The following is a 22,698-nucleotide window of genomic DNA, read 5'->3' as shown; positions in this document are numbered from 1 at the left end:
GAGGTTTGAGAAACATGGCCAAGAAAGCACCGGAAATGGAAGAGTATAAATACGGCTTTCGTGACGAGCACAAGTCCATTTTCCAAACAGGTAAGGGTCTCACTCCGGAAATCGTAAAGGAAATCTCCAAAATTAAGGATGAGCCAGAGTGGATGCTGGAGTTCCGTCTGAAGGCACTGAAGCAGTTTGAAAAAATGCCAATGCCAAACTGGGGCGGAGATATGGATGAACTGGATTTCAACGATATCCAGTACTATGTAAGACCTTCCGAGAAACAAGGGAAGACATGGGAAGAAGTTCCGACGGAAATTAAAGAAACCTTTGATAAACTGGGTATTCCGGAGGCGGAGCAAAAGTTTTTGGCTGGTGTATCTGCACAGTATGAATCCGAGGTTGTCTACCACAGTATGCAAAAGGAACTGGAAGATCAGGGCGTTATTTTCATGGATACCGATACGGCGTTGCGTGAGCATCCTGAGATTCTGAAAGAGTATTTTGCAACAGTTGTACCTCCTGCGGACAATAAGTTTGCAGCACTGAATAGTGCGGTATGGTCAGGCGGAAGCTTCATCTATGTACCAAAAGGTGTGAAATGTGAAGTTCCATTGCAGGCTTACTTCCGTATCAACTCGGAAAACATGGGTCAATTCGAGCGTACGCTCATTATTGCTGACGAAGACAGCTTTGTTCATTATGTAGAAGGCTGTACGGCTCCAATTTACAGCACGAACTCGCTGCATAGTGCGGTGGTGGAAATTATTTGTAAGAAGAACGCACGTGTTCGTTATACAACGATCCAGAACTGGGCACCAAACATCTATAACCTGGTAACCAAACGTGCGGTTGCTGAAGAGAATGCAACGATGGAATGGGTCGATGGTAACATCGGTTCCAAGTTGACGATGAAGTATCCAGCCGTTGTATTGAAAGGCCGTGGAGCGAAAGGTATGGTCTTGTCCATCGCTGTTGCAGGCAAAGGCCAGCATCAGGATGCAGGTGCGAAAATGATTCACTTGGCACCAGACACCACCTCCACAATTGTATCCAAGTCGATCAGTAAGCACGGCGGTAAAGTAACGTATCGCGGATTAGCTTCATTCGGTCGTCAGGCTCAAGGTGCAAAATCAAATATCAAGTGTGATACGTTGATTTTGGATAATCAATCAACTTCAGATACTATTCCTTATAATGAAATTATGAATGACGACATCACGCTTGAGCACGAAGCAACAGTTTCCAAGGTATCGGAAGATCAGCTGTTCTATCTGATGAGCCGTGGTTTGACTGAAGCAGAGGCAACGCAAATGATCGTTATGGGCTTTATTGAGCCGTTCACCAAAGAACTGCCGATGGAATATGCGGTAGAGATGAATCGTTTGATCAAGTTTGAAATGGAAGGTTCCATCGGTTAAAACGCAGTAATCCTTGGCGTGACAAGGTACTTGAGGTAATTAAAGCTGTTAGATCGGAGTCGTGCCGATTTATGCTGACTCGGATTTTCTCTAGTATAGAAGGCGAACTTTTTAAGTTCGTCTTCTTTTATTTTTTCTGTGATGCCTAAGTCCATAAGCCTTCTTTCTACTACATAAAAAAATTATGCTCAGGACTGCGGATAGTTGCCTAGCACTTATGTATGTTTGCTTAATAGGATGTTATGAGTGACATAAACATAAGGAGGCATACCAACAGATGCAGAAGAATAAAACTGGAGTGGAGAAGAAAACCCTCTCTTCTAAACAGACACAGAGGCATGTACATGAATTTGAAGGTAGTACCAAACTGGCTGAAGAAGGCGCAGACCGACATAACCACCGCTTTGCAGGTGTTACTGGGCAAGCGATTCGAGTTGGAAGAAGTCATGTCCATGAAATCGATCTTACAAAAACTGATTTCGTGAACCACTTTCATAATCTGAAAAAAATTAGAACAGGACCAGCTATTCCAGTCGGAAATGGAAAACACGTACATTTTGTTACGGGCCAAACTACATTAAATGATGGTCATGTACACCAGTTTAATTTTGCAACATTAATTCAGGCACCTCTTATTTAATGAACGATGGTTTGACCGAAGCTGAGGTAACACAAATGATTGTTATAGACAGCTGCTCATAAAGAATGAGAGCATCGTCTTCGATTTTTCGGTGATGTGTAAATTACTCGAAATAAATCAAAAAGCTCTGCTAACCATAAATGGTCGGCAGGGCTTTTTAGTCTTACATTGATTCTGTACTTCTTGATTAATGACCGGCTATGATTTTATGCCTTATGATAAGCCGCCTTATTCGAATTTTAAGTATATATTTTTTGTTTCATTTTTATGGTCAGTGTCACCAATTAGCAATCTTTAATATTGGGACAGCTCGTCTGTTACTTGTTTATTTATCTGAAGTTTTATGGTCTAAGTCATGATGTAATTCGGTTGCTGGTATTTTGGCACTATAGATTTGTCCTTTAGCAACAGGCTTAGAGATGTATACATAGCTCCCGCTTCCATCCGGCGCACTTCCTGTTGCCCACAAACCTTCACTAGATTCTTCGCCTTCAGACAAATTCCAAAACTCATAAGCTTCAGGCTGAGACTCTTGCTCTGCTTCAGGAGGAAAAGAAGCCGGGACCACAACACCGTTTTTTTCTTCCAATTCTTGGATTGCCGCCATCCATTGATACTGGTGATAGCGGTCACGTGCTAGCATTTTCCGTAGTGTAGCTCTGACGCTTTCATCTTGTGTCATATGATATAGCCTTGCTACCTGCAATCGACCCTGACTCTCTGCGTGCAAATTGGACCGCATATCCGCTAAAAGGTTGCCACTTGCGACGATATAAGAGCCGTTCCATGGAACTCCATTTGAATTACTAGGTAATCCGCCAAGACCGCTGACCAGCAAGTGCTGCGGGTTAATTCCCCCCATAATGGCAGCTGTAACAGGGTCTTTTGCAGCTTGTTCTTGATCTTCTGGTTTAGCTCCATCAAGTAGTTGACTAATTAAAGCACACAGCATCTCTACATGCCCTACTTCTTCAGTTCCAATGTCCATTAGCATATCTTTATATTTTTCCTCACCGCGACAGTTAAACCCTTGAAACAAATATTGCATCATCACGGTCATTTCTCCAAATTGCCCCCCCAAAACTTCTTGTACCTGCCGGGCAAAAAGAGCATCAGGACGCTCAACTTTCACTTCAAACTGCAACTCTTTTTGATGTCTAAACATAACTACTCCTCCTATAGTTAAAGCAGCTTAGTGAATTCTAACTGTATTTAACCTTTTCAAGATGTAATAAAACGAGGATCAGCATAACAACAATCTGATGGGAGTCTTTACATTTAACTATCTGTTTGTTTGGTTTGTATAAAAATTATTAAAGAGGGAAGCATATGTTTGATAAGCCCGACCCTGCTGCTGCTAAAGTGATTCAAGAAGTATTAGGTGGTCGATTCGGAGAAATGCGTACCATGATGCAGTTTTTCTTTCAAAGTAATAAATTTCGTGGTAATGCTGTGCAGTATAGGGATTTGATACGGGGAGTTTTTCTAGAGGAGCTTAGTCATGTTGAACTGGTCCAACATACTATAAATCAACTTCTGACTGGCTCAGGCGCAGACCAAGCCGGCGATGCTGGAATTGATCATGCTCCTTTAGATGAGGCGATAAAACACGCAAATCCTCATCATTTTATTATGGGAGCCCAAAGTTCCTTACCTGTTGATGCAAGTGGAAATCCTTGGCTAGGTAGTTATGTTTATTCCCACGGCAATCTAATTAGTGATTTGCTTGATAATCTCGTACTCGCATCTACAGTGGTTCTGCAAAAATCCCGAATTTACGAAATGAGCTCGAACAAAACATTCCGGGAAACGTTGGCTTTTTTGATTGTGCGGGATAATGCTCATCAAAATGCGTTTGCTAAAGCTTTAGAGACACTTGGAGTTGATTGGGGAAAATTGTTCCCGGTTCCAAACTACGATATTAACAAGTATCCAGAATGCCGGAAGTATGTTGAATTGGGCTTTCACAATGCACAGTTTAATTTTCGATTGGATTCTACCCGTATTGGAGAAATATTCAATGGGCAAACTCCAAGCAGAAACGGTGGGGATTTGAGTGTAATGGATCCTCCAGAAGGTTTTCCTCTTCCGTATATGCCTGAATTGCCTAATGAACATAGCTCAGGTCTGCATGATCTTAACACTTAGGTTTAAACAAATAAGTAAGATAGTAACTAGGTTAATGTCCGTAACATAAAAAGAGGCTGTCCTTCGTAAAGAACCTACGAATCAAGGACAGTCTCTTTTTATTCGCGTAGCCTGTGCTTCGGCAAAACATTTCGTTCTACCGAAGTAACGCCGGGAGGCAGTAGTAGCGGATCAGGATTCCAAATAAATTTCATCAATGGATACATGGCGTTCTCTAGACAAATCTACATATTCATCATCGTTAATTCTCACTAAGGGTCTGAAGTAATCAGCAGGATTGTTGAGAATAATCGTTCCTGTCTGACCTGTAGTCAGCAGAACCTGCTTATTAATGAAATTAGGAAGCATGTGTCTGATGAACACTTGGGTAGCTTCTGGGTTTAGATGTCCAAAACTCATGCTGTGCAGCTCACGTAATACGGTGAGCAACTCCTGCTTCGTCTGGTACACACGATTGGAAATCATCGCGCTATACACGTCGGCAATAGCTGTTATGCTGGCAAAAGGATGAATATCTTCCTTGAACAGTCCATGGGGATATCCACTTCCATCTTCACGCTCGTGATGCTGCAAGGCGACAATTGCAGAAATCTCATCGCTGGTTGAATTGCGAATAATATCATAGCCATATAGCGAATGTTTTTTCATCTCATGGAATTCTTCGGGTGTCAGTTTATCCGGTTTGTTCAAAATTTCATCCGGTATCATGGACTTGCCTATATCATGTAAATATCCAGCTTTACCGGCGGCATATGCTTCTTCTTCCGTATATCCAAGCCATGTGGCAATGTAATATGACAGTACGCCTACTTGGAGAGAATGATTATAGGTATAGTGATCTCCCCGTTCCATAATTAATAGCAGAGATACGACATCTTTTTGACGAGCCAGCTCTGAAACGAGAGGGCCGAACAGCTCATCCACTCGATATTCATCAAATTTTCCAGTTGAGGAGGCTTCGAGAAACATGCTTTCAAAGCCACTGATCGTCTGCTCCATGAGAGGAACGGCACGTTTGAGGGACTCGGGGGAAGCTGGGACATCGGGGGCAAAGTCAACCGGAATGCTCGCTGAACCGGCATCAATGTCGATATAATCGACACCGTGCATAATGAGTTTGGAAATATCGTCATGCTGTAGCTCGGTGCCCTGAATCATGACAGGTACACCGTGCCCATTGTATGTATCGGATTTGAGGCGATCTCCCGGCTTGGCATCGGTAACGTGTACTCTCATGCGCTAACCTCCTTATTGTCGTAAATTTGTCGAAAATACGAAACAAACTTAATATATCAAGAATTAAATGGGATGACAACGACTAATTTACTATTATTCCAAGCTGTAAAATAGGTCCCAGGAACCCGTTTCCTATCTGATACCTACAGTAGATAACGTCAATACTTTTCACTATGTTTATGATATGAGATTGCCCAGAGACTACAGCGAAGCTTAAGGACTATGTCCACTCACATGTACCATATTGCTAAATATCATGATATGCTTAAACATTAGAAGCTCCAAAGTCGATATATATAAAGTATAGAGGAGGGCGGTTATGGAGATGACGACTCGGCAAACGTTGACCATTTTGCATACCAATGATATCCATAGTCATTTTGGCAGTATGCCTTCGATAGCCGCGATGATCGATGAACGAAGAGCCGCATCACGGGATGCGCTGCTTGTGCTCGACATAGGAGACCACATGGACCGGATGGCCCCCGAAACGGAAGGAACGCTCGGTGGGGCAAATGTGGATGTGATTAATCTAACAGGATACGATGCAATTACAATCGGTAACAATGAGGGACTGACTTTTACCTCGGATATGATTGAACAGGCATATGCGGGGATTCATTGTCCGGTCGTATGCGGCAATCTGACAGAGCGTGCCACGGGGATGAGCCCTTCATGGATGAAGGAATCCCTTATCGTAGACAAAGCAGGAATCAAGGTCGGTTTACTTGGTGTGACGGCTCCTTTTGTAGAATTTTATCAATTGCTGGGTTGGGATGTGCTCAATCCGTTTGATGTGCTGGGGAAGCAGATCGCGGTACTGAGAGAGCAGGTTGATGTTTTGGTTGTGATGTCGCACCTGGGTCTACCTTCCGATAAAAAATTAGCGTCGCAGTTTCCTGAAATTGACGTTATCCTTGGAGGTCACACCCATCATGTGCTGGAAGAACCGCTTTGGATCGGAAAAACAGCTTTATGTGGGGCGGGTAAGTTCGGAACGCTGCTGGGTGAAGTGACACTAAGTCGTAACGATAGCCTCGAACCGTTTCGAGTCACGTCAGGCGGCGTAGTTCCTGTGGATCAGACACTACTGGACGAAAAAGTGGCATCGGCCATTGTGATGCATCGCAGACAAGCAGAGCGCGCCATGGAGAACACCGTTGCGGTGACGGATCGGAAACTGGAGATCGCATATGATCAGGAATCCCCTTTCGGGAATATGCTGGCACAAGCGGTGTCCCATTTTACAGGAACAGAAATTGCCCTCGTCAATGCGGGACAACTGCTCGGCCCATTACCTCAAGGGGATATCAGCAAAGGAATACTACATTCCTTATGCCCTTCGCCGATTAATGCCTGTGTTATGAAGTTGCGGGGAAGAGATATTCGGTTGGCGCTGGAGCAGTCCTTGCTGCCTGAATTTACAGACAAGCCCATGACGGGTTTTGGCTTCAGAGGCAAAGTGCTTGGCACGATGTGTGTGGAAGGCTTGGCCATTCAGTATGACCCTGGCCGTGCTCCTTATGAAAAAGTGACGGACATTCGTGTAGCGGGTCAACCTTTGGAAGAGCATGAGGAATACACAGTGGGCACGTTGGATATGTTCACTTTCAAAGCAGGTTATGAGGTGCTTGCGAACGGAACAGATCTCCGATTTATGCTTCCAGAATTTTTACGGGATATGATTGAAATGGAGTTGAAGCGTCCGGGCGCGATGGAAGAATGTTTTGCAGCTAGGTGGCTTCAGGTATCAAAACAATCGGGAGAGGATTAAGCTGCGACTGGTACCTGTTACATTATTGAGAGCCGGCATGAAGCTTGGCAAAAAAATTTACAATGAAAACGGAATGGTGCTGCTCTCGGAAGGTGTTGAGCTTACTTCGCGATTGATTGAACGTCTAGGCCAAGTCGGTATTGGATATGTATACATTGAGGATGCTGTGACAGAAGATATCGTCATTCCTGAGATGATCCATGAACAGACAAGGGCCGCGGCGCTACAGGAAATCAAAAAGCAGTTTCAAGGGTTGTCTTCCTACTCCGTAGATCATAAGCACAAATATTTTGGCAAGTCATTTTATAAGGTGATGGAATCCATTCTGGACGATATTGGAGGCCGTCAGGACGCCGTCATTATGTTGATGGATATCGGGGCCGCGGATCAGGATTTGTATCATCATTCTTTGAACGTATGTTTGTATTCACTAGTACTTGGAATTTCCAATGGCTACGATAATAACCAGCTCATGGAGCTGGGGATAGGTTCACTACTGCACGATATTGGTAAAATGAAAATTTCACCTCAAGTACTCTATAAGCCGGGTAAATTGACGGATGAGGAATATGAGCATATGAAAACACACACGGTGATCGGCTACAAACTGCTCAAAGACGAACCTGGCATTCCCTTATTGTCGGCTCATTGTGCATTACAGCACCATGAGCGTATCGACGGCAGTGGATACCCACACGGTTGGAAAAAGGACCAGATCCACGAATATGCGAAATGGATCGGTCTAGCCGACTCGTACGACGCAATGACAGCAAGTCGGATATACAAACAGGCTTTGTTGCCCTATGAAGCGATGGAAGTGCTGTACGCCGGGGCAGGAACGTTATATGAGCAGCGAATGCTGGAAGCCTTTCGTGACTGTGTAGCTATTTACCCCCTGGGACTCTCTGTGATGCTCAACACGGGGGAAGAGGGGGTCGTAGTGCGTATACATCCCAAAATCCCGCAAAGACCCGTCATTCGCATTGTAAGGGACCGGGATGGGCAGGAAGTGAAGGCACCTTATGATGTGGATTTGTCCGTATCCCTCTCGGTTATGATTACAAACACATTGGGTGCTACTGTCGCCCCTTTCGGAGGAGTACACGTAGATTAGCAGATGATGTGGAAGAAAGTATGCAGACACTTTACACATCATGATATGATAATTATACGTCTTTTGAGGTTAATAACAGAAATAAGGTGAAAACATAATGACAGTTCTACAAAATAACACGCTACCCCAAATATCGCCAACCTATGATCCGTGGGACCCGATTGTCTCACTGCGTACACATGGTCGTCATTTGCTTACGAGTGTGGAGATGACCGTAACGCATCTATGTAATATGCGCTGTGAGCATTGCGCTGTTGGCGATATGCTGGTTATGAAGGAGGCCCCTTTCCTTCCGCTAGACCTAATGCTGAAGCGTTTGGATGAAGTCGAGCATCTGGAGACGATCAGTATTACAGGCGGGGAACCTGCCTTACTCGATAAAACAGTGGATGAAGTGATCGTTCCACTGTTGAAATATGCCAAGGAGCGCGGTATTCGCTCGCAAATCAACTCCAATCTGACGTTAGATATTCGCAGATATGAGAAGATGCTTCCTTATCTGGATGTGATGCATATTTCATTTAACTATTTGAATGCGGACGATTTTTATGAAGTGGGTTTTGCAAATACCGGCCGACCGACTCCACGTGCGGGTGCTGTTCGCCTGTATGAAAAAATGATGGAAAATGCCCGCAGATTGAGTGAAATGGGGATGTTCATTTCAGCTGAATCCATGATTAACTATCGGACACACACGAAGCTGGAGGGCATTCATCAATTAATCAACGAAATGGGATGCCGACGGCATGAGGTTCATCCAATGTACGCGTCGAATTTTGCCTCTGCTTTGCCTGTGCTTTCACTCGACGACATGCGGAACTCTATCCATAAGCTGCTGGATGTACGTAATCAGGACATGTGGATGTTGTTTGGCACATTACCGTTCTTTGCTTGTTCGGATCGGGAAGAAGACCGCAAACTGCTTCGACGCTTGCGTCAGGAACCGAATATTACGGTGCGTAATGATCCGGACGGAAGAAACCGTGTGAATGTGAATATGTTCACGGGTAGCGTGTATGTGACAGATTTTGCAGACATACCGGCTTTCGGAAATATTCAGGAAGATAGTCTGGACGATATTTTTGGTGAATGGCTGAATGAGCATCCGCTGAATCAGACTGTAAACTGTCATTGTGATGCCGCTGCCTGTTGTGGACCAAATCTGCTCGTGGCGGATATGTATTACAAAGGAATAGACTTTAAATCAAGAAAAGCATTACAACTATAGAAATGGGGAGTTCGTATTGGATGGTCATACCGAGTTTCATTGGGGATTGCTAGCTGTGAATCTCCTCTTGGTACTGCTGCTTGTCTTTCTAAATGGTGTATTTGTGGCCGCAGAATTTTCGCTGGTCAAAATGCGCCAATCCCGATTGACGCAGCTCCAAAGCGAGGGTCATCGCCTGGCAGGCTATGCGCTGAAGGTGAACCAAAAGTTGGATGCTTATCTGTCCGCCACCCAATTGGGCATTACGCTGGCTTCATTGGGCTTGGGTTGGATTGGAGAGCCAGCAATATCCGGCTACCTGATAGAGCCACTCATGCACAAACTCGGTGTAACTGACGGTACACTGATTACAACGGTATCTGTTATCGTCGGATTTTGTGTAATTACCTTTTTGCATATCGTATTAGGGGAACTGGCGCCAAAGTCCTTAGCGATTCAGAAGACCGAAGGTGTGGCGTTGTTTTTATCGGCGCCATTGCTGCTTTTTTATAAGGTCTTTCTGCCTGTGATCTGGGTATTGAATGCTGCGGCAAACTTACTGTTGCGTGCATTCGGCATTCAGCCGGCGAGTGAAGCCGAGGCGGCTCATTCGGAAGAAGAGATTCGTATATTGATGAATCAGAGCGCCAAAAGCGGTGTGATTGATAAGGACGAAATTAAGCTGATGGATAATATTTTTGATTTTTCCGACTTGCTTGCCCGAGAAATCATGCTGCCGCGTACAGATATGGATTGTTTGTATACGAATTTGTCGTTTAAGGAAAATCTCAAGATCATCAGCGAGACCAAGCATTCCCGTTACCCGGTAGCGGTTGAGGATAAAGACCAGATTATCGGTTTTGTCCATATTACGGATCTTCTGCTAGCTGAGCAGGGAGAGCAACTGGATCTGGCTTCGGTGGTACGTCCTATTTTGAATGTGCCGGAGTCCATGGAAGTGAGTCACGTGCTACGCCTTATGCAGAAAAAACATTCCCAAATGACTCTCGTGGTAGATGAGTACGGCGGAACGGCCGGGCTGCTGACAGCGGAGGAAATTTTGGAGGAAATCGTCGGGGATCTCTATGATGAATTTGAGGATGAACGCCCGAGTGTTGAAATGAAGGAGAACTTCATCTCTGTGGACGGTCGTATGCTCATTGAGGATGTCAATGATTTGACTGGAGTGAACATTGAAGACGACGAGGTGGATTCCATCGGGGGATGGCTGTTCAAGGAATTGGAGGGCATTCCGGTGAAAGGGAAGAAAATTGAGTTTTATAACCTTACCTTTGAGGTGGAGGAAGCAACAAGGCTTCGCATAATGAGAGTGAAGATTCACCGCAAGCCTGAGCCTGTGATTGAAGATGAGCTTTCTACCGATTGATTCCTAATCCACAGATATAGGTAAGATCAGTTCAGGTATGTAGAGTGCTGAAGAAAGAGCTTTTAGATCCACATACCGTGGTTTTAAAGGCTCTTTTTTGATTAGAAATAGTTCTATGGTTATTTTCTTGAACAATTATTTTTATCTGTGATTTTTTGTTCGAGACTTGGGCGATGCGGCATATGTTGAATAGTAAAACAGATGGATCAATCAAAGGAGGTCCCGGCCCGTGAAATTTCCACAGCAAGGTGAGTATGTCCCGTTTGTCGGCCCGTTCGATCCGTGTCCGCCCGTTCTGTGTAAGACTTATGTGCTTCCGCCAAACTTGTTTATACAATTTCAGCCCCCTGGTCTACCACAATTCAGTCCAGATGAGGCGCTGACGAAGGGAACGCTATGGCCTTTGCTTTACAGCCCTTATGAGCCTAGGAGAAACCAGGGGGGAGGCGAATAGAATGGAGAATCCAAATCAGGGTCAGTCCCCATTCCAGTTCCAGCAGCAAAATCAGCATGAGAGCGGACAGCAACAGCCGAATCCATATCAAAGCCCTTATTCAAATCCGTATCCATATCAGAACCAGTATCAGAACCAAACTCAGGGCTATAGTCAAGCCGGAAACCCGGCCCAAGGCTGCACGCCCCAAACCAAGCCAGTTGATGCCCAGTTTTATGCGTTGCTGGAGAAGCTCCAAGCGGTGGATTTTGTGTTGGTGGAGCTGAATTTGTATCTGGATACGCACCCAGATGATTTACAGGCTATCGAACAGTTCAATAAGCTGACGCAGGAAAGAACGGCGATTGCTAACGAGTATCAGATGCTATATGGGCCTTTACAAAATTTTGGCCGTGCCTATTCCAAGTATCCTTGGGAGTGGAGTCAATCCCCTTGGCCGTGGCAGGTCTAGGTAGGTATAACCTTTTATAAAGGAGGAACATGAATGTGGGTATATGAGAAAAAACTGCAATATCCCGTACGTGTCAGCAAATGTGATCCTCATATGGCCAAACTGCTTATGGAGCAGTATGGTGGAGCGGATGGCGAACTGGCAGCGGCATTGCGCTATCTGAATCAGCGCTATACGATTCCCGATAAGGTAATTGGCGTACTGAACGACATAGGCACGGAGGAATTTGCGCACCTTGAAATGATTGCGACTATGATTTACAAGCTGACCAAGGATGCGAGTGTAGAGCAAATGAAGGCAGCCGGGCTGGGGGAATATTATGCGGCGCATGATCATGCGCTGTATTACCAGAGCGCAGGCGGAGTTCCTTTTACAGCGACCTATTTTCAAGCCAAGGGTGATCCAATTGCGGATTTGTATGAGGATATTGCGGCAGAAGAAAAGGCGAGAGCTACATATCAGTGGCTGATTGATTTAACAGATGATGTGGATTTGCAGGATAGTCTGAAGTTTCTGCGTGAACGCGAAATAATCCATTCGCTCCGTTTCCATGAGTCTGTGGAAATTTTGAAGGGGGAAAGAGACCGGAAGAAAGTGTTCTAAGAAAGTTTTATACCATCAACGGTTTAAATTGTTAGCTTGTTCTATATATTATTACAAATAGGAAAGGCCATCTGCAAGCCTCAAGTGCAGGTGGCCCTTTTTTATTTTTTTTACATTCACCTATCCCCTAATATTAATTACTTGGAACGATGGATTTTTTGGCCGTCTGGACTAGAAACTGTGCTTTAATACAAAGTAGAGGATAGCCTTCCTCAATATTTAAATAAGCAGCCCATCAAAGGAGAAAATTCCATAACCACCGATAGAAAACTTATTTTTGTTCTAGCTGTGCAAAATACTGCTCGTTGTATAAGACGCTTGGATGAGTAGGATGGTGCAACTGAGCTATGCGATGATGCGATTTTGCCTTTTCAATGTCGCCGATTCGGTCGTAACACAGGCATAATTGCAAGTGTGGAAACCAGGTATAGTACGACGAATTGGTTAAGGCCATTACATCTTGTGGGGGCTCTATCAGCGTCGCCTGACGAAACCAGTAAATGGCTTGAGTATACTGCTCATCTTCAATGAACAAATTGCCAAAGGCACAGCAGAACTGGGCGCGTGGTACATCGAGGTTGAGTGTGCGAAGCAGTGCCATACGCTGTTCCTGTTTTTGACCCTGGTGAGCGTAGCAATCTGCCAGCTTAAAGCAAGCAGCAATCCGATCCTCAATCCATCCTTGATCGAGCCCCAGATAGTGTTCGTACTGCTGAATGGCTTCTAGTATGCGTCCGTTATCATATAGTTCATTAGCGAAGTAGTAGTGATCTCGCTCAGAAAATGCAGTGCCTTTCTCCCGGTGCTGGAGATAAATATGTAAATTACGGTCAGTGTAGGCACGTGTCTTTTTATGAGTCACTGCCATATTGCTGTGAAAGGTGCTGCCAGTCACATTCAGGAATTCGTGCACAAAGCCGATCCATCTGAATCTACGATCACGCCGCACCATTCGGTTTCTTTTGAGCTTATGCAACGGCTGCCCCTGTTCATCTACAGATAGTACATAATCCATCGTAATGCTGTCATAGGAGACGGTGGCTTGTTTTTTCCAGTCTAGAAATGCCAGTCGATCTTGCTCCTCTAGGATGTCATCAGCATCCAGCCAAAATTGATATTCCTGTGTTGCCTGATCAAACGCATAATTGCGGGCTGCGGAGAAATCATCGCACCATTCAAAATTGTATACCCGAGCATTGAACGATGCAGCGACCTCTTGGGTACTGTCTGTGGAACCAGTATCAACGATAATGATTTCATCTACTAGGTCATGGACTGATTTCAGACAGGTATGAAGGGCTTCTTCTTCATTTTTGACAATCATACATAAGCTGACAGTTACCATGCTCTTTGTCCCCCCAAAAACTTGGTATAATCTCCATTTTATTAGGATAGCTTGCTCATTATGTAGTAATTCCTATGGATCGTTTAGAGGATGTGTGATGATCATAAATTCAATCTTGCTCTAATAAATTAGAAAATCAAAGTCTGATATGAAGAGGAGGAGATTGTGCAAAATTCGATATTATCAAGTGCGACCGGGAAATAAATTTGATGGCTAAATGTAGTTAGAAAACCGGTAACAGAAAAAAAGGCAGAACTGGATGGTAAGATTGTATTTTTGTATTGATGTCGTTTTCATTGATATTTCCAGGTGTAAGTCCATTCATACTACGCTCACTCCCATATCGCTTGGTCGCAATTATGGTATGTCTTAGGACATGGAGGAGAACGGTTTATGAGGCTTCTACCTGATGGAGGCGTTGGATCATGCGTATACTAATTGGTAGCCCGGTGCACCAGAAACCGGAAATATTGTCTTTGTTTCTTCAAGCTTTGGAGCGACTGGAGGCACCTGACGTGCTGCCGGATTATTTATTTGTCGATGATAATGACAATCCGACTTCAAGCCAATGGCTTGCCGATTTTTCCAATCGGCTGCCGGGCAGGGTTTTACCCTTGTTGACAGGCTCACAGCAAGTAGAGAACCGAAGTGATGAGCACACTCATTATTGGCCGCCTGCCCTCGTCTGGAAAGTGGCTGGCTTTAAAAATCGTCTTATTGATTATGCACTTCAACATAATTATGACGCGCTGTTTTTGGTCGATTCTGACCTGATTCTCCATTCCCGTACCTTATGTAAGCTGGTGGAGGCGGAGAAGGACATTGTATCTGAGATTTTCTGGACACGCTGGCAGCCGGAGGGACCTCTATTGCCTCAGGTGTGGGTTAGTGATGAATATAATTTGTTCCATCGTGAAGAAGGCGAAGTGTTGTCGGCAGAGGAGAGAGCGCAACGCGAGTTGCATTTCATACACCAATTGCATGTTCCTGGTTTGTACGAGGTGGGTGGTCTAGGCGCTTGCACCCTAATCCGTAGACGTGCACTGGAAGCAGGGATTCACTTTGGTAAAATCAAAAACGTTTCCTATTGGGGAGAAGATCGACATTTCTGTATTCGGGCAGCTGCATATGGATTTCCACTTTTTGTGGATACACACTATCCGGCGATGCATCTGTACCGGGAAGCGGACAGAATGAAAGCAGAACAGCTACTATTCGCCCTAAAGTATTTTACAACGAGTGCTGTTCATACGGACCATTCAGAACATTTAGCATATCTGGATCACTCCGATATTCCTACTAACTCTCCTGCCTTCAATCGTTCTGCATCATCAAGTCCCTCTAAGTTCCCTGAACCTCCTGTTATACCGTATGATCTCCGTGAGTCAGCTGTCTTTGCCAAGTACACTGCAGATTCTTTTGCTGTACCACAAACATTCTCTGGTCCACGACAAAGTGAACTTCATACGCCGCCTGTCTCCAAACCCAAATTGACGCTGACTATGACGGTATACAATGAGGCAGATCGCAAGCTCATTGACGTGCTGCGGAGTCATCGGGAATATATTGATGAAGCAGTCATTATTGATGATGGCAGCCAGGATGATAGCGGAGAGTTGTGCCGTGAGATCCTAAAGGGAATCCCACTACGTTTAATACGCAATGAAACAGCTTCTTTTACGAATGAATTAGAGCTGCGTAAGCAGCAGTGGAGAGAGACGTTGGCTTCCTCTCCCGAATGGATATTAAACATGGACGCTGACGAAATGTTCGAATCCCGTTTTGCTCAAGGGGTACATTCGTTGTTAGCGGGAACGAAAGCCGATACGATTTGTTTCAGGTTGTTTGATATGTGGTCTTCCACGCATTACCGCGATGATGATTATTGGCAGGCTCATCGGTATTACCGTCCTTTTTTGATTCGATATAAGGAAGGGTTCTCTTATAAATGGAAGGAGCAGTCCTTGCACTGTGGGAGATTTCCCGAAAATGTGCTTGACCTTCCCAGTGAAATCAGCAACTACCGCATCCAGCATTGGGGATGGTATACACCTGCTATTCGCATGGTCAAATTTCAGCGGTACCAGTTGCTTGATCCAAGCGCTCGTTATGGCTGGAAAGAGCAATATGAATCTATTTTGGACCCGAACCCCCGACTCACGCTCTGGGTGGATCAGGACCACATAAATGTAGAAAAAGAAACTGCACCAGAATATGAAGCTGCCCACCAGGTAAACGACATGGATGTTGCCGAGATTTCGAGTGTCCAGGTTATTGATAATTCCGATCTGCAAATAAAAAGTGAAACCAAGGACTTACTTTATAGTAAATGCAAACTGTGTGGCTCATCTGACACGGCAGTGTTTCATAGCTATGAACGCTTTACCTTGATGGGATGCGGTTCCTGCGGATTGGTTTTTCGTAATGATGTGGATCATATACGCCCAGAAGATATGATTGCAGAGATTTATAATGCCAAATGGGTTGCTATGCGGGATAGTGCAGCAGCGTCAACTTATGGAGATCATGCCCTTTTTGGACTCATGCTGCTGGATATGTTCAGTACCGGTAAAGGAAAATTGCTTGAGATTGGATCAGGTACCGGAGAATTTATCCATGCTGCCCTTCAAGCCGGCTGGGATGCAGTGGGCATTGAACCTTCCATAGACTCGCGTGCTTACGCCAAATACAAATATGACGTGGATTTATTGCCGGGTTACTGGGGCGATGAAGCCGAAGAAGATACTGACTTATTACTGGATCACAAATACGAGGCCGTAGCATGCTGGCATGTGCTGGAGCATATTGCGGACCCTGTTGCATTTTTGACAGATTTACGCGAACAGCTTCAACCTGACGGGACGATATATATTACGGTGCCCAACAAAAATTCGTTCACCAATGAGGCTTATGGCGTTTACTCGCCTTTATTTACGGAGGAAGATCATTTGTATCATTATTCTGAGCATACGCTTGCGCTCTTACTGGCAAAGTCCGGCTTGCGCCCGGTGGCTTTGTTCACCCGCCAGCTTCCCTCTGGTTTGGATGCCTTGCTGCAAGCCCATCCTTTGTACGGTGAGCTTACCCTTACGGAGCAAATGGGATTGTTGGCCAAACTTCAAGGCGAGAAACGGGGTCATGAACTGTGCTGTGTCGCAAGAGTAATTTAGTCATCCCCAAAAGGAGGCAGTATCCATGAACATGTCTGATCCGTATCTGTCTCGCTTTTTTGTATATTCTGACCCCAACTCCTCCAACATGATTTACAGACTCCCCCAAAGCTGGTGGAGTCGCCCCTATGAGTATGAGTGGTGTCTCCAATTTATGTCTGGGCAAGATACAGTACTGGACGCAGCATGTGGAATCCCTCATCCATTCAAATTTGAGTTGGCCCGCCGTTGCGCTCAGGTCTATGCCTGCGATCTGGATATACGGATCGTTTCCGTGGATGCCATTTTGGCCGAGGTGCGGCGGGATATCGGAGAGGAGGCTGCCGAGCGCATTCAGGAGATTTTACCAGTTCGTCTCCACTCCGCACATGCCAATCTGACGGCTCTCCCCTATGAGGATGCCAGTTTTGACAAAATTGTATGTATCTCGGTACTGGAGCATTTAACGCCTGATGAATCTTTGGCAGCCTTACGTGAATTTCACCGGACTTTACGGGATGATGGAATGCTTCTGCTGACGTTTGATTATCCTACAGTGGACTTATCAGCGATGGAGCAATGGATAGAGCAAGCGGGATTTTCGTATTGGAATGGTGTGGATCTCAAGCTTCCACGGAGTGCTTTACACACGGATATGTGGGGCGGTCTGCATTGTTTTAGGACTGTTTTAAAAAAATATAAGAGTTAGCGGTATGCGCAATGAGGTTTACACGGACCTCTCTTATTGCTTATCATGAGAGGGGTTAGAGTTGTAAACCTACATAGGAAAGGAATGACTGATAACTACATGAACAATGCACCTGTGTTGAAGAAACCTGAGGCTATGGTATTTGATATGGACGGTACACTTTTTCAGACGGAGACGCTATTGCTTCCTGCGTACCACAAGCTGTTTGATACGCTGCGCGCTGAAGGGCTTTATGAAGGAGAGACTCCTCCCGAGGAGCTTATTTTGAATAGTTTGGGTATGTTGCTGGATGAAATCTGGAGAAGAGTGATGCCGGAAGCCAGCGAAGCGGCCCACAGAAGAGCGGACGAGCTGCTGCTTCAGCTGGAGCTGGAGGGATTGAAGAGCGGAAGTCATGCCCTGTATCCACATGTAAAAGAAACACTCCAGTCCCTTCATGAGCAAGGTGTCCGATTGTTCGTAGCCAGTAACGGCCTGGAGGATTATGTAAAGGGGATCGCTGCTGCGTATGAAATGGTTCCCATTTTTGAAGGACTGTACAGCGCTGGGGAGTACAGCACGCTTTCCAAAGTGAATTTGCTGGAAATTCTGTTGAGCAAGCACGATATTTCGAATGTATGGATGGTTGGAGATCGCTCCTCAGATGTGGAAGCAGGCAAAAAGAACGGACAGACGGTGATCGGTTGTGCTTATGCTGGATTTGGCGTGAACGATGAGTTGAAGGGGTCTGATGCGATTATTACGGACTTTACGCAACTGCTTACACTTTATAAAAACGCCGAGTAACTGTGAAACACAGGTTAATGGTTATAAATAGGCTTGACGTACCATATAAATAAAACATGCTAGCACTGTCGGACAGACGAAAAAGAAAGGAAGGCAGCCACTTTACGCGGAGCCTTCCTTTGTCTTATTCTCAGTCTTACTCTCTGCTTTATCTTCTGTTTTATCTTCTGCTTTGTAGTCCGTCTGAGGCTTTGGATTAATTTGTGTGTGGTAGACCCACAAGGCATATTCCATGGGCTTGGCGATGGAACGGCGATAGGTATCTTTTTCTCCAATACGTGAAAATACCTCGCGGGCTGGTTTCGGGTTGACTTCCAGCACGTATATATGACCGTCCTTATTAATTGCCAAATCGAGCGCAAGCTCGCACAATGCCCCGTAGCTTTCTTCCAGATACGCAGCGATGTCCAGTCCGAGTTTTTCCCCCTGCTTGATGATTTTCTCTCTATGGCCCTCATCACGAATCCATTGCGTCAGCAATTGGTTCATCGGTACCGCCTTGCCTCCACCATGCAGGTTGGAAGTGACACTCCGATGTGCCCCAATTCGCCCGGCGCATCCGGTTAGCTCCCATACTCCTTGGCTATTTTTCTGCACCAGCATACGGTAATCATGGACCCTGCCATTTGGCAACTGCACAGGAATGCCTTCCTGAACAATGTAGTTATCCATGTTCCAGCTGCTCAGACGCGGCTCCAGACGGTCTAGACGTACCCGCTGCTGGGGAATAATATGGCGTTTGCGATTGCGGCCTTCAATCAGATACAGGCCCCCTTGCTTGTTAACAGGTTCAATACGTAAAATGCCGCGTCCTCCCGTACCGTTAATCGGCTTGAGGTACACTAGTGAATTCTGTTTGAGCATCCGTTTTACACTATGAAATCCATTGAACAGCTCTGTTGCAGGCAAATGGGGGCGAAAGGCAGACCTTCTCGCAAGCTGCTGATGAATGACCCACTTGTTACTCAGCGGTCGGTTTAAATATACAAGGTCTGTATACTGCAATCGAAACTGCTTCAACTGACGATATCGTTCACTGCGCTGTACCCGGCAACGGTCGAAAATCATATCTGGGAACTCTCGCCACTTTCGGCTCCATTTTCCGCTGTGTGGATCATAGATTTGGGCAAGGAGCAGCCTTCGATCCTTATGGACATCTGCAGGAGTGAATACATACATATCCAGTCCCAGTCTTTTCCCTTCTGCAATCATGCGCTCATATATGTCGCGTTCCTCCAATTGCTTCTTGTTGTTCAAATACAAGGTCATGATGCCTAGGACAGGTTTTGGCACAGCATTCCACCTTCCTCTGCCGTCTGCTTATCTTGGGATAACTCCCCGTGAAATATCAGCGTGGGTTTCCCGGTCGGTCCAGTCGTCATTTCATGCGCAACCAGTCCAGCGCGGAAACAGGTTTTGAGACTGGCCATATTGTCGGCGGCTACGCTGCACGTCAGACGGCGCAGCTGTTTGAGCTGGGCGGACAGCAGTCTAGCGCCCAGTCTGCGGCCCCGGTAAAGCGGACGAACAATTACGATGCAAGCATCCTTCCCGTAATTTAGAGCGAGGGAAAATCCTGCAATCCGCAGCCCCTTCTCCGTGCGCACATATGCGCACAGGAGGGAGGAACCAGGGGTGTTCAATTGCTCGGGCGTCAAAACAGCCAGCTGCCGCAGAGCATTACGAGTAATGCGCATGCCCCCTGAACTGCGGGCCAGAAACAGTAACTGTCGTCGTCTCAGCAGCCAGCTCCGGGCAGGCAAATGTTGAACATCGCTAATTTGCGGCATGATTCCACTTCCTTGATCATGATTTCATTCGTCCGGCCAAAAAGGAGCTGTACTGGAATATGCGCCTAAGCGACTTTTGGCGGATTTCCGGCTCGTCAAATTTCATCGGTTTGGCATTGGCCTCAAAAAACCAGAGGGTTCCGAGCGTATCCACGCCCAAATCCATGGACATTTCGCCATGAGAAAGACCGGATGCGCGTTCAATTTGACGTGCAATCTGTATGGCCGTACTTTTAACTTTGTTCAGTAGATCCGTGCTGTCCTCAGGCCCAAACAGTGAGGACAGTAGCTTGAACGGGTCCTCTACACTCCCGCCACGCGGGACATGTGTGGTGATGCTCCCTTTACCCGCCAGTCTGGCACCGACCCCGGTTATACTCCAGGAGCCACGGATATTTTTTTGTACCAGGATACGCAGGTCGAAGGGTTTTTTCTGATAGGTTGCCAGATCGATACCCTGTTGAATGATATAAGGCGAGTTGCCCGCTTCCCGGCGGATACGTCCCCACAGCCGGGATAGCGATACAGATCTGTAGGTTACACTTTTTTTGTCATGCTGAATGGTCAGTCTGTAAGCCATTAGATGTTCTGGGCGGAATTTAAGAATCATAATCCCTTTTCCGGCCTTACCGTTTTCCGGTTTGAGATACAGGTATGGATACGCAGACAGCATTTTTCCTAAGGAAGACAGGTTGCTTAACCGTTTGGTTGCCGGAACAAGCTGACGAGTGGTTTCCGAGGTACGCAACCACTTGAACAGTTCCCATTTGTTAAAAAAGCCTGGATTGTACAGTTCAATGCCTGAAGCATGTGAAATTTCATCCAACTTTGTGCGAACAGAGGTTTTAAGTTCATAATTACGATTGGGGATGCGATTATAAATGACCTGTGGAGGTGGAAAATTCTGTTCCTCCCACGTCTGTAAGCTCTTGTTGAAAACGTAGCCCTTAACCGTTTCGTCTGCCAGTTTCAGGTCTCTGACGGTAACAATGTACACCTGATAGCCCATCCGTGTTCCCGTTTCAAGAATATCCCTGAAATTGCGCTGATTGCCCTTGAAGAATTGTTCTTCGTCGTGCACTGTCAATACAGCAACGACTGGCTTATGCTCCGCCCGGGTATTCATAGTTCCTCTTTTCTGCGGAATTTACTGAGGTAAAGACAGTGGTCCAAAATATGCTCCACGGATGCTTTACCCTCCGCACGCAACGATGGATGCTGAAAAATGGATCGGCCTGGCTTGGAGTTGGCTTCAAACATCCATACCTTTTCATCCTGATCAATACCCAGATCAAAGCCGATTTCACCCAGTAGATGCTGGTGATGGTGTTCAATGGCTTCTGCGAGCGTAACTGCTACGTTTTTGGCACGTTGAAGCACTTCACCCGCCCGGTCTCCGAATACCCGGTTCAACGCCTGTTCAGGTGTCATAAGGGAGCCGCCGTTTTTGATGTGGGTCGTGACACTGCCACGTCCGGCTTTTTTGGCTCCAATGCCGACGACGACCCACTGGTTATTTCCATTTTTATGCATGTGAAACCGGAAATCAATCGGGCAATTGTCAATCTCGATCAGCTGGATACCCTGTTGAATGACGTAACCCTTTAACATCTGTCCCTGATTGGAGTGAAGCATCCTGAGCATGGAGTTAAAAGAGGTGAATTTTAGCAATACATTGCTATTTTTCTTACGGTACCTCACAAAATAGCCTTGCTTGGGAACATGGGACAGACGGTAGATTCCTTTACCGAGGCTGCCTCCACTTGGCTTGTAATAAGCAAATTGATGTCGCTCCAACATACCTCGGATACGTTCAGAGCTGGGATTCATATATGATTCAGGGACATAGCGGTTAACATCTGGGTTATTCTCCAGCAGATTATAAATATCGGACTTATTGAAAAAGCTCCAGTTAAAAAAGGGAATTCGTCTGCGGGAAAAGCGTTCGCGTAGTTGATTGATCGCTGGGGAAAAATCAGAGCGTCGGCTCGGCAAACGATTATAAATTACGTCCGGCAGAGGTACAAGTTTACGTGTGAATTCCCCGCTGGAAGACAGAAAATAGCCGTTAATCGTATCATTTTGCCAGTTAATATCCCGAGGGGTGAAGGCGAAAATATAAGATTTTTTGCTGCCTTCCTTCAGCAGTTGCTTAATAAAGCCTGTGCGTGATCCGAAAGGGCGGGTGGTGGAGTTGGTACCGTCAGACAGCACGCCAATCAACGGTCCTAGCTGTATATCCCCATCCAGATTTCGCAAATAGATGGACCCGCTTTTGGGAACACGGATTGCATTACGTAAGCCCGAGGTCAAGTATAGATGGCGTCCCGCCTTCTGAATTGGTTTTACTGTAGCGGGAATCTGATCCTTACCGAGCCGCAGACGAACGGACTTGGCTCCGGATAATTTAAGGCTTTTCAACAAGGAAGTGGATATATACGCCACCTTGTCGGGCTGCTGTGAGAAATGCACATTGCAATGCGTTAAACTCAT

General features: G+C 45.8%; 20 protein-coding genes. 13 read left to right on the top strand and 7 right to left on the bottom strand.

The window, feature by feature from the left end:
• Positions 1-14 precede the first annotated feature (14 nt).
• Both sufB and MHB46_RS06265 read left to right on the top strand, forming a co-directional pair.
• The gene (sufB, locus tag MHB46_RS06270; RefSeq protein ID WP_013309556.1) at positions 15-1,412 is read left to right on the top strand and encodes a Fe-S cluster assembly protein SufB; all 1,398 of its coding nucleotides are present in this window, start codon (positions 15-17) and stop codon (positions 1,410-1,412) included.
• Between the two features lie 277 nt (positions 1,413-1,689).
• A complete protein-coding gene (locus tag MHB46_RS06265; RefSeq protein ID WP_134903410.1) occupies positions 1,690-2,052 on the top strand; it encodes a YmaF family protein in 363 nt (120 codons plus the stop codon).
• A gap of 325 nt (positions 2,053-2,377) precedes the next feature.
• Here the strand turns inward: MHB46_RS06265 and MHB46_RS06260 are convergent, their stop codons facing one another.
• Entirely contained in the window at positions 2,378-3,217 is an 840-nt protein-coding gene (locus tag MHB46_RS06260) for a manganese catalase family protein (RefSeq protein ID WP_341161863.1), read from the bottom strand.
• A gap of 164 nt (positions 3,218-3,381) precedes the next feature.
• On the opposite strand from MHB46_RS06260, the gene MHB46_RS06255 reads away from it, so the two are divergent.
• Positions 3,382-4,200 (top strand): manganese catalase family protein, encoded by an 819-nt coding sequence (locus MHB46_RS06255; RefSeq protein WP_341161862.1) that lies wholly within the window; start codon positions 3,382-3,384, stop codon positions 4,198-4,200.
• Positions 4,201-4,371: 171 nt separating this feature from the next.
• On the opposite strand, the gene MHB46_RS06250 is transcribed toward MHB46_RS06255, so the two are convergent.
• Entirely contained in the window at positions 4,372-5,436 is a 1,065-nt protein-coding gene (locus MHB46_RS06250; protein ID WP_254325998.1) for an HD-GYP domain-containing protein, read from the bottom strand.
• A gap of 319 nt (positions 5,437-5,755) precedes the next feature.
• On the opposite strand from MHB46_RS06250, the gene MHB46_RS06245 reads away from it, so the two are divergent.
• The 7 genes from MHB46_RS06245 (at position 5,756) to MHB46_RS06215 (ending at position 12,426) form a co-directional block, all read left to right on the top strand.
• Positions 5,756-7,210 (top strand): bifunctional metallophosphatase/5'-nucleotidase, encoded by a 1,455-nt coding sequence (locus MHB46_RS06245; RefSeq protein WP_341161861.1) that lies wholly within the window; start codon positions 5,756-5,758, stop codon positions 7,208-7,210.
• Positions 7,164-8,324 carry an HD-GYP domain-containing protein gene (locus MHB46_RS06240; RefSeq protein WP_165176013.1) on the top strand — a complete coding sequence of 387 codons (1,161 nt, stop codon included), beginning with the start codon at positions 7,164-7,166 and terminating at the stop codon, positions 8,322-8,324. Before MHB46_RS06245 ends, MHB46_RS06240 begins: the two co-directional genes overlap by 47 nt.
• 97 nt (positions 8,325-8,421) lie before the next feature.
• Positions 8,422-9,552, top strand: coding sequence for a radical SAM/CxCxxxxC motif protein YfkAB (yfkAB, locus tag MHB46_RS06235; RefSeq protein WP_023987890.1), 1,131 nt, complete (start codon positions 8,422-8,424; stop codon positions 9,550-9,552).
• Positions 9,553-9,568: 16 nt separating this feature from the next.
• Positions 9,569-10,918 (top strand): hemolysin family protein, encoded by a 1,350-nt coding sequence (locus MHB46_RS06230; protein WP_023987891.1) that lies wholly within the window; start codon positions 9,569-9,571, stop codon positions 10,916-10,918.
• Between the two features lie 229 nt (positions 10,919-11,147).
• Entirely contained in the window at positions 11,148-11,372 is a 225-nt protein-coding gene (locus tag MHB46_RS06225; protein ID WP_165176009.1) for a spore coat associated protein CotJA, read from the top strand.
• 1 nt (position 11,373) lies between these two features.
• Positions 11,374-11,823: a spore coat protein CotJB gene (locus MHB46_RS06220; protein ID WP_269465968.1), complete on the top strand. Its 450-nt coding sequence runs from the start codon at positions 11,374-11,376 to the stop codon at positions 11,821-11,823.
• A 33-nt stretch (positions 11,824-11,856) separates the two neighbouring features.
• A complete protein-coding gene (locus MHB46_RS06215; protein WP_013309567.1) occupies positions 11,857-12,426 on the top strand; it encodes a manganese catalase family protein in 570 nt (189 codons plus the stop codon).
• A gap of 271 nt (positions 12,427-12,697) precedes the next feature.
• Here the strand turns inward: MHB46_RS06215 and MHB46_RS06210 are convergent, their stop codons facing one another.
• Positions 12,698-13,771 (bottom strand): glycosyltransferase, encoded by a 1,074-nt coding sequence (locus tag MHB46_RS06210; protein ID WP_235307956.1) that lies wholly within the window; start codon positions 13,769-13,771, stop codon positions 12,698-12,700.
• Positions 13,772-14,196: 425 nt separating this feature from the next.
• On the opposite strand from MHB46_RS06210, the gene MHB46_RS06205 reads away from it, so the two are divergent.
• The 3 genes from MHB46_RS06205 to MHB46_RS06195 all read left to right on the top strand — a co-directional run bounded on the left by MHB46_RS06205 (position 14,197) and on the right by MHB46_RS06195 (position 18,415).
• On the top strand, positions 14,197-16,941 hold the full coding sequence (locus MHB46_RS06205; protein WP_341161860.1) for a bifunctional glycosyltransferase/class I SAM-dependent methyltransferase: 2,745 nt from the start codon (positions 14,197-14,199) through the stop codon (positions 16,939-16,941).
• A gap of 25 nt (positions 16,942-16,966) precedes the next feature.
• Entirely contained in the window at positions 16,967-17,629 is a 663-nt protein-coding gene (locus MHB46_RS06200) for a class I SAM-dependent methyltransferase (protein ID WP_341161859.1), read from the top strand.
• An 84-nt stretch (positions 17,630-17,713) separates the two neighbouring features.
• Positions 17,714-18,415 carry an HAD hydrolase-like protein gene (locus tag MHB46_RS06195; RefSeq protein ID WP_081112510.1) on the top strand — a complete coding sequence of 234 codons (702 nt, stop codon included), beginning with the start codon at positions 17,714-17,716 and terminating at the stop codon, positions 18,413-18,415.
• Between the two features lie 102 nt (positions 18,416-18,517).
• Here the strand turns inward: MHB46_RS06195 and MHB46_RS06190 are convergent, their stop codons facing one another.
• The 4 genes from MHB46_RS06190 to MHB46_RS06175 are packed head-to-tail and all read right to left on the bottom strand — an operon-like array spanning position 18,518 to position 22,698.
• Positions 18,518-19,708, bottom strand: a complete 1,191-nt coding sequence (locus MHB46_RS06190) for a YheC/YheD family endospore coat-associated protein (protein ID WP_341161858.1) — start codon at positions 19,706-19,708, stop codon at positions 18,518-18,520.
• Positions 19,690-20,205 (bottom strand): GNAT family N-acetyltransferase, encoded by a 516-nt coding sequence (locus MHB46_RS06185; protein ID WP_061831701.1) that lies wholly within the window; start codon positions 20,203-20,205, stop codon positions 19,690-19,692. The genes MHB46_RS06190 and MHB46_RS06185 overlap by 19 nt, the downstream gene beginning before the upstream one ends.
• A 16-nt stretch (positions 20,206-20,221) precedes the next feature.
• Complete coding sequence (locus MHB46_RS06180; protein WP_165175997.1) at positions 20,222-21,331, bottom strand: YheC/YheD family endospore coat-associated protein; 1,110 nt, start codon at positions 21,329-21,331, stop codon at positions 20,222-20,224.
• A complete protein-coding gene (locus MHB46_RS06175; RefSeq protein ID WP_250244345.1) occupies positions 21,328-22,698 on the bottom strand; it encodes a YheC/YheD family endospore coat-associated protein in 1,371 nt (456 codons plus the stop codon). Before MHB46_RS06175 ends, MHB46_RS06180 begins: the two co-directional genes overlap by 4 nt.

Source organism: Paenibacillus sp. FSL H7-0703 (assembly GCF_038003485.1).
GTDB classification, from domain to species: Bacteria; Bacillota; Bacilli; order Paenibacillales; family Paenibacillaceae; genus Paenibacillus; species Paenibacillus polymyxa_B.
Note: the sequence above shows the minus strand (reverse complement) of the source record. Positions and strands in the feature narration are given on the sequence as shown.

Bases quoted from the DNA above. Each gene is read 5' to 3' on its own strand.
- MHB46_RS06250 (WP_254325998.1), bottom strand. From the start codon at position 5,436: ATGAGAGTACACGTTACCGATGCCAAGCCGGGAGATCGCCTCAAATCC.
- MHB46_RS06215 (WP_013309567.1), top strand. From the start codon at position 11,857: ATGTGGGTATATGAGAAAAAACTGCAATATCCCGTACGTGTCAGCAAA.
- MHB46_RS06210 (WP_235307956.1), bottom strand. From the start codon at position 13,771: ATGGTAACTGTCAGCTTATGTATGATTGTCAAAAATGAAGAAGAAGCC.
- MHB46_RS06245 (WP_341161861.1), top strand. From the start codon at position 5,756: ATGGAGATGACGACTCGGCAAACGTTGACCATTTTGCATACCAATGAT.
- MHB46_RS06260 (WP_341161863.1), bottom strand. From the start codon at position 3,217: ATGTTTAGACATCAAAAAGAGTTGCAGTTTGAAGTGAAAGTTGAGCGT.
- MHB46_RS06200 (WP_341161859.1), top strand. From the start codon at position 16,967: ATGAACATGTCTGATCCGTATCTGTCTCGCTTTTTTGTATATTCTGAC.
- MHB46_RS06255 (WP_341161862.1), top strand. From the start codon at position 3,382: ATGTTTGATAAGCCCGACCCTGCTGCTGCTAAAGTGATTCAAGAAGTA.
- MHB46_RS06185 (WP_061831701.1), bottom strand. From the start codon at position 20,205: ATGCCGCAAATTAGCGATGTTCAACATTTGCCTGCCCGGAGCTGGCTG.
- MHB46_RS06265 (WP_134903410.1), top strand. From the start codon at position 1,690: ATGCAGAAGAATAAAACTGGAGTGGAGAAGAAAACCCTCTCTTCTAAA.
- MHB46_RS06205 (WP_341161860.1), top strand. From the start codon at position 14,197: ATGCGTATACTAATTGGTAGCCCGGTGCACCAGAAACCGGAAATATTG.
- MHB46_RS06220 (WP_269465968.1), top strand. From the start codon at position 11,374: ATGGAGAATCCAAATCAGGGTCAGTCCCCATTCCAGTTCCAGCAGCAA.
- yfkAB (WP_023987890.1), top strand. From the start codon at position 8,422: ATGACAGTTCTACAAAATAACACGCTACCCCAAATATCGCCAACCTAT.
- MHB46_RS06195 (WP_081112510.1), top strand. From the start codon at position 17,714: ATGACTGATAACTACATGAACAATGCACCTGTGTTGAAGAAACCTGAG.
- MHB46_RS06175 (WP_250244345.1), bottom strand. From the start codon at position 22,698: ATGAGTTTAACGCATTGCAATGTGCATTTCTCACAGCAGCCCGACAAG.
- sufB (WP_013309556.1), top strand. From the start codon at position 15: ATGGCCAAGAAAGCACCGGAAATGGAAGAGTATAAATACGGCTTTCGT.
- MHB46_RS06180 (WP_165175997.1), bottom strand. From the start codon at position 21,331: ATGAATACCCGGGCGGAGCATAAGCCAGTCGTTGCTGTATTGACAGTG.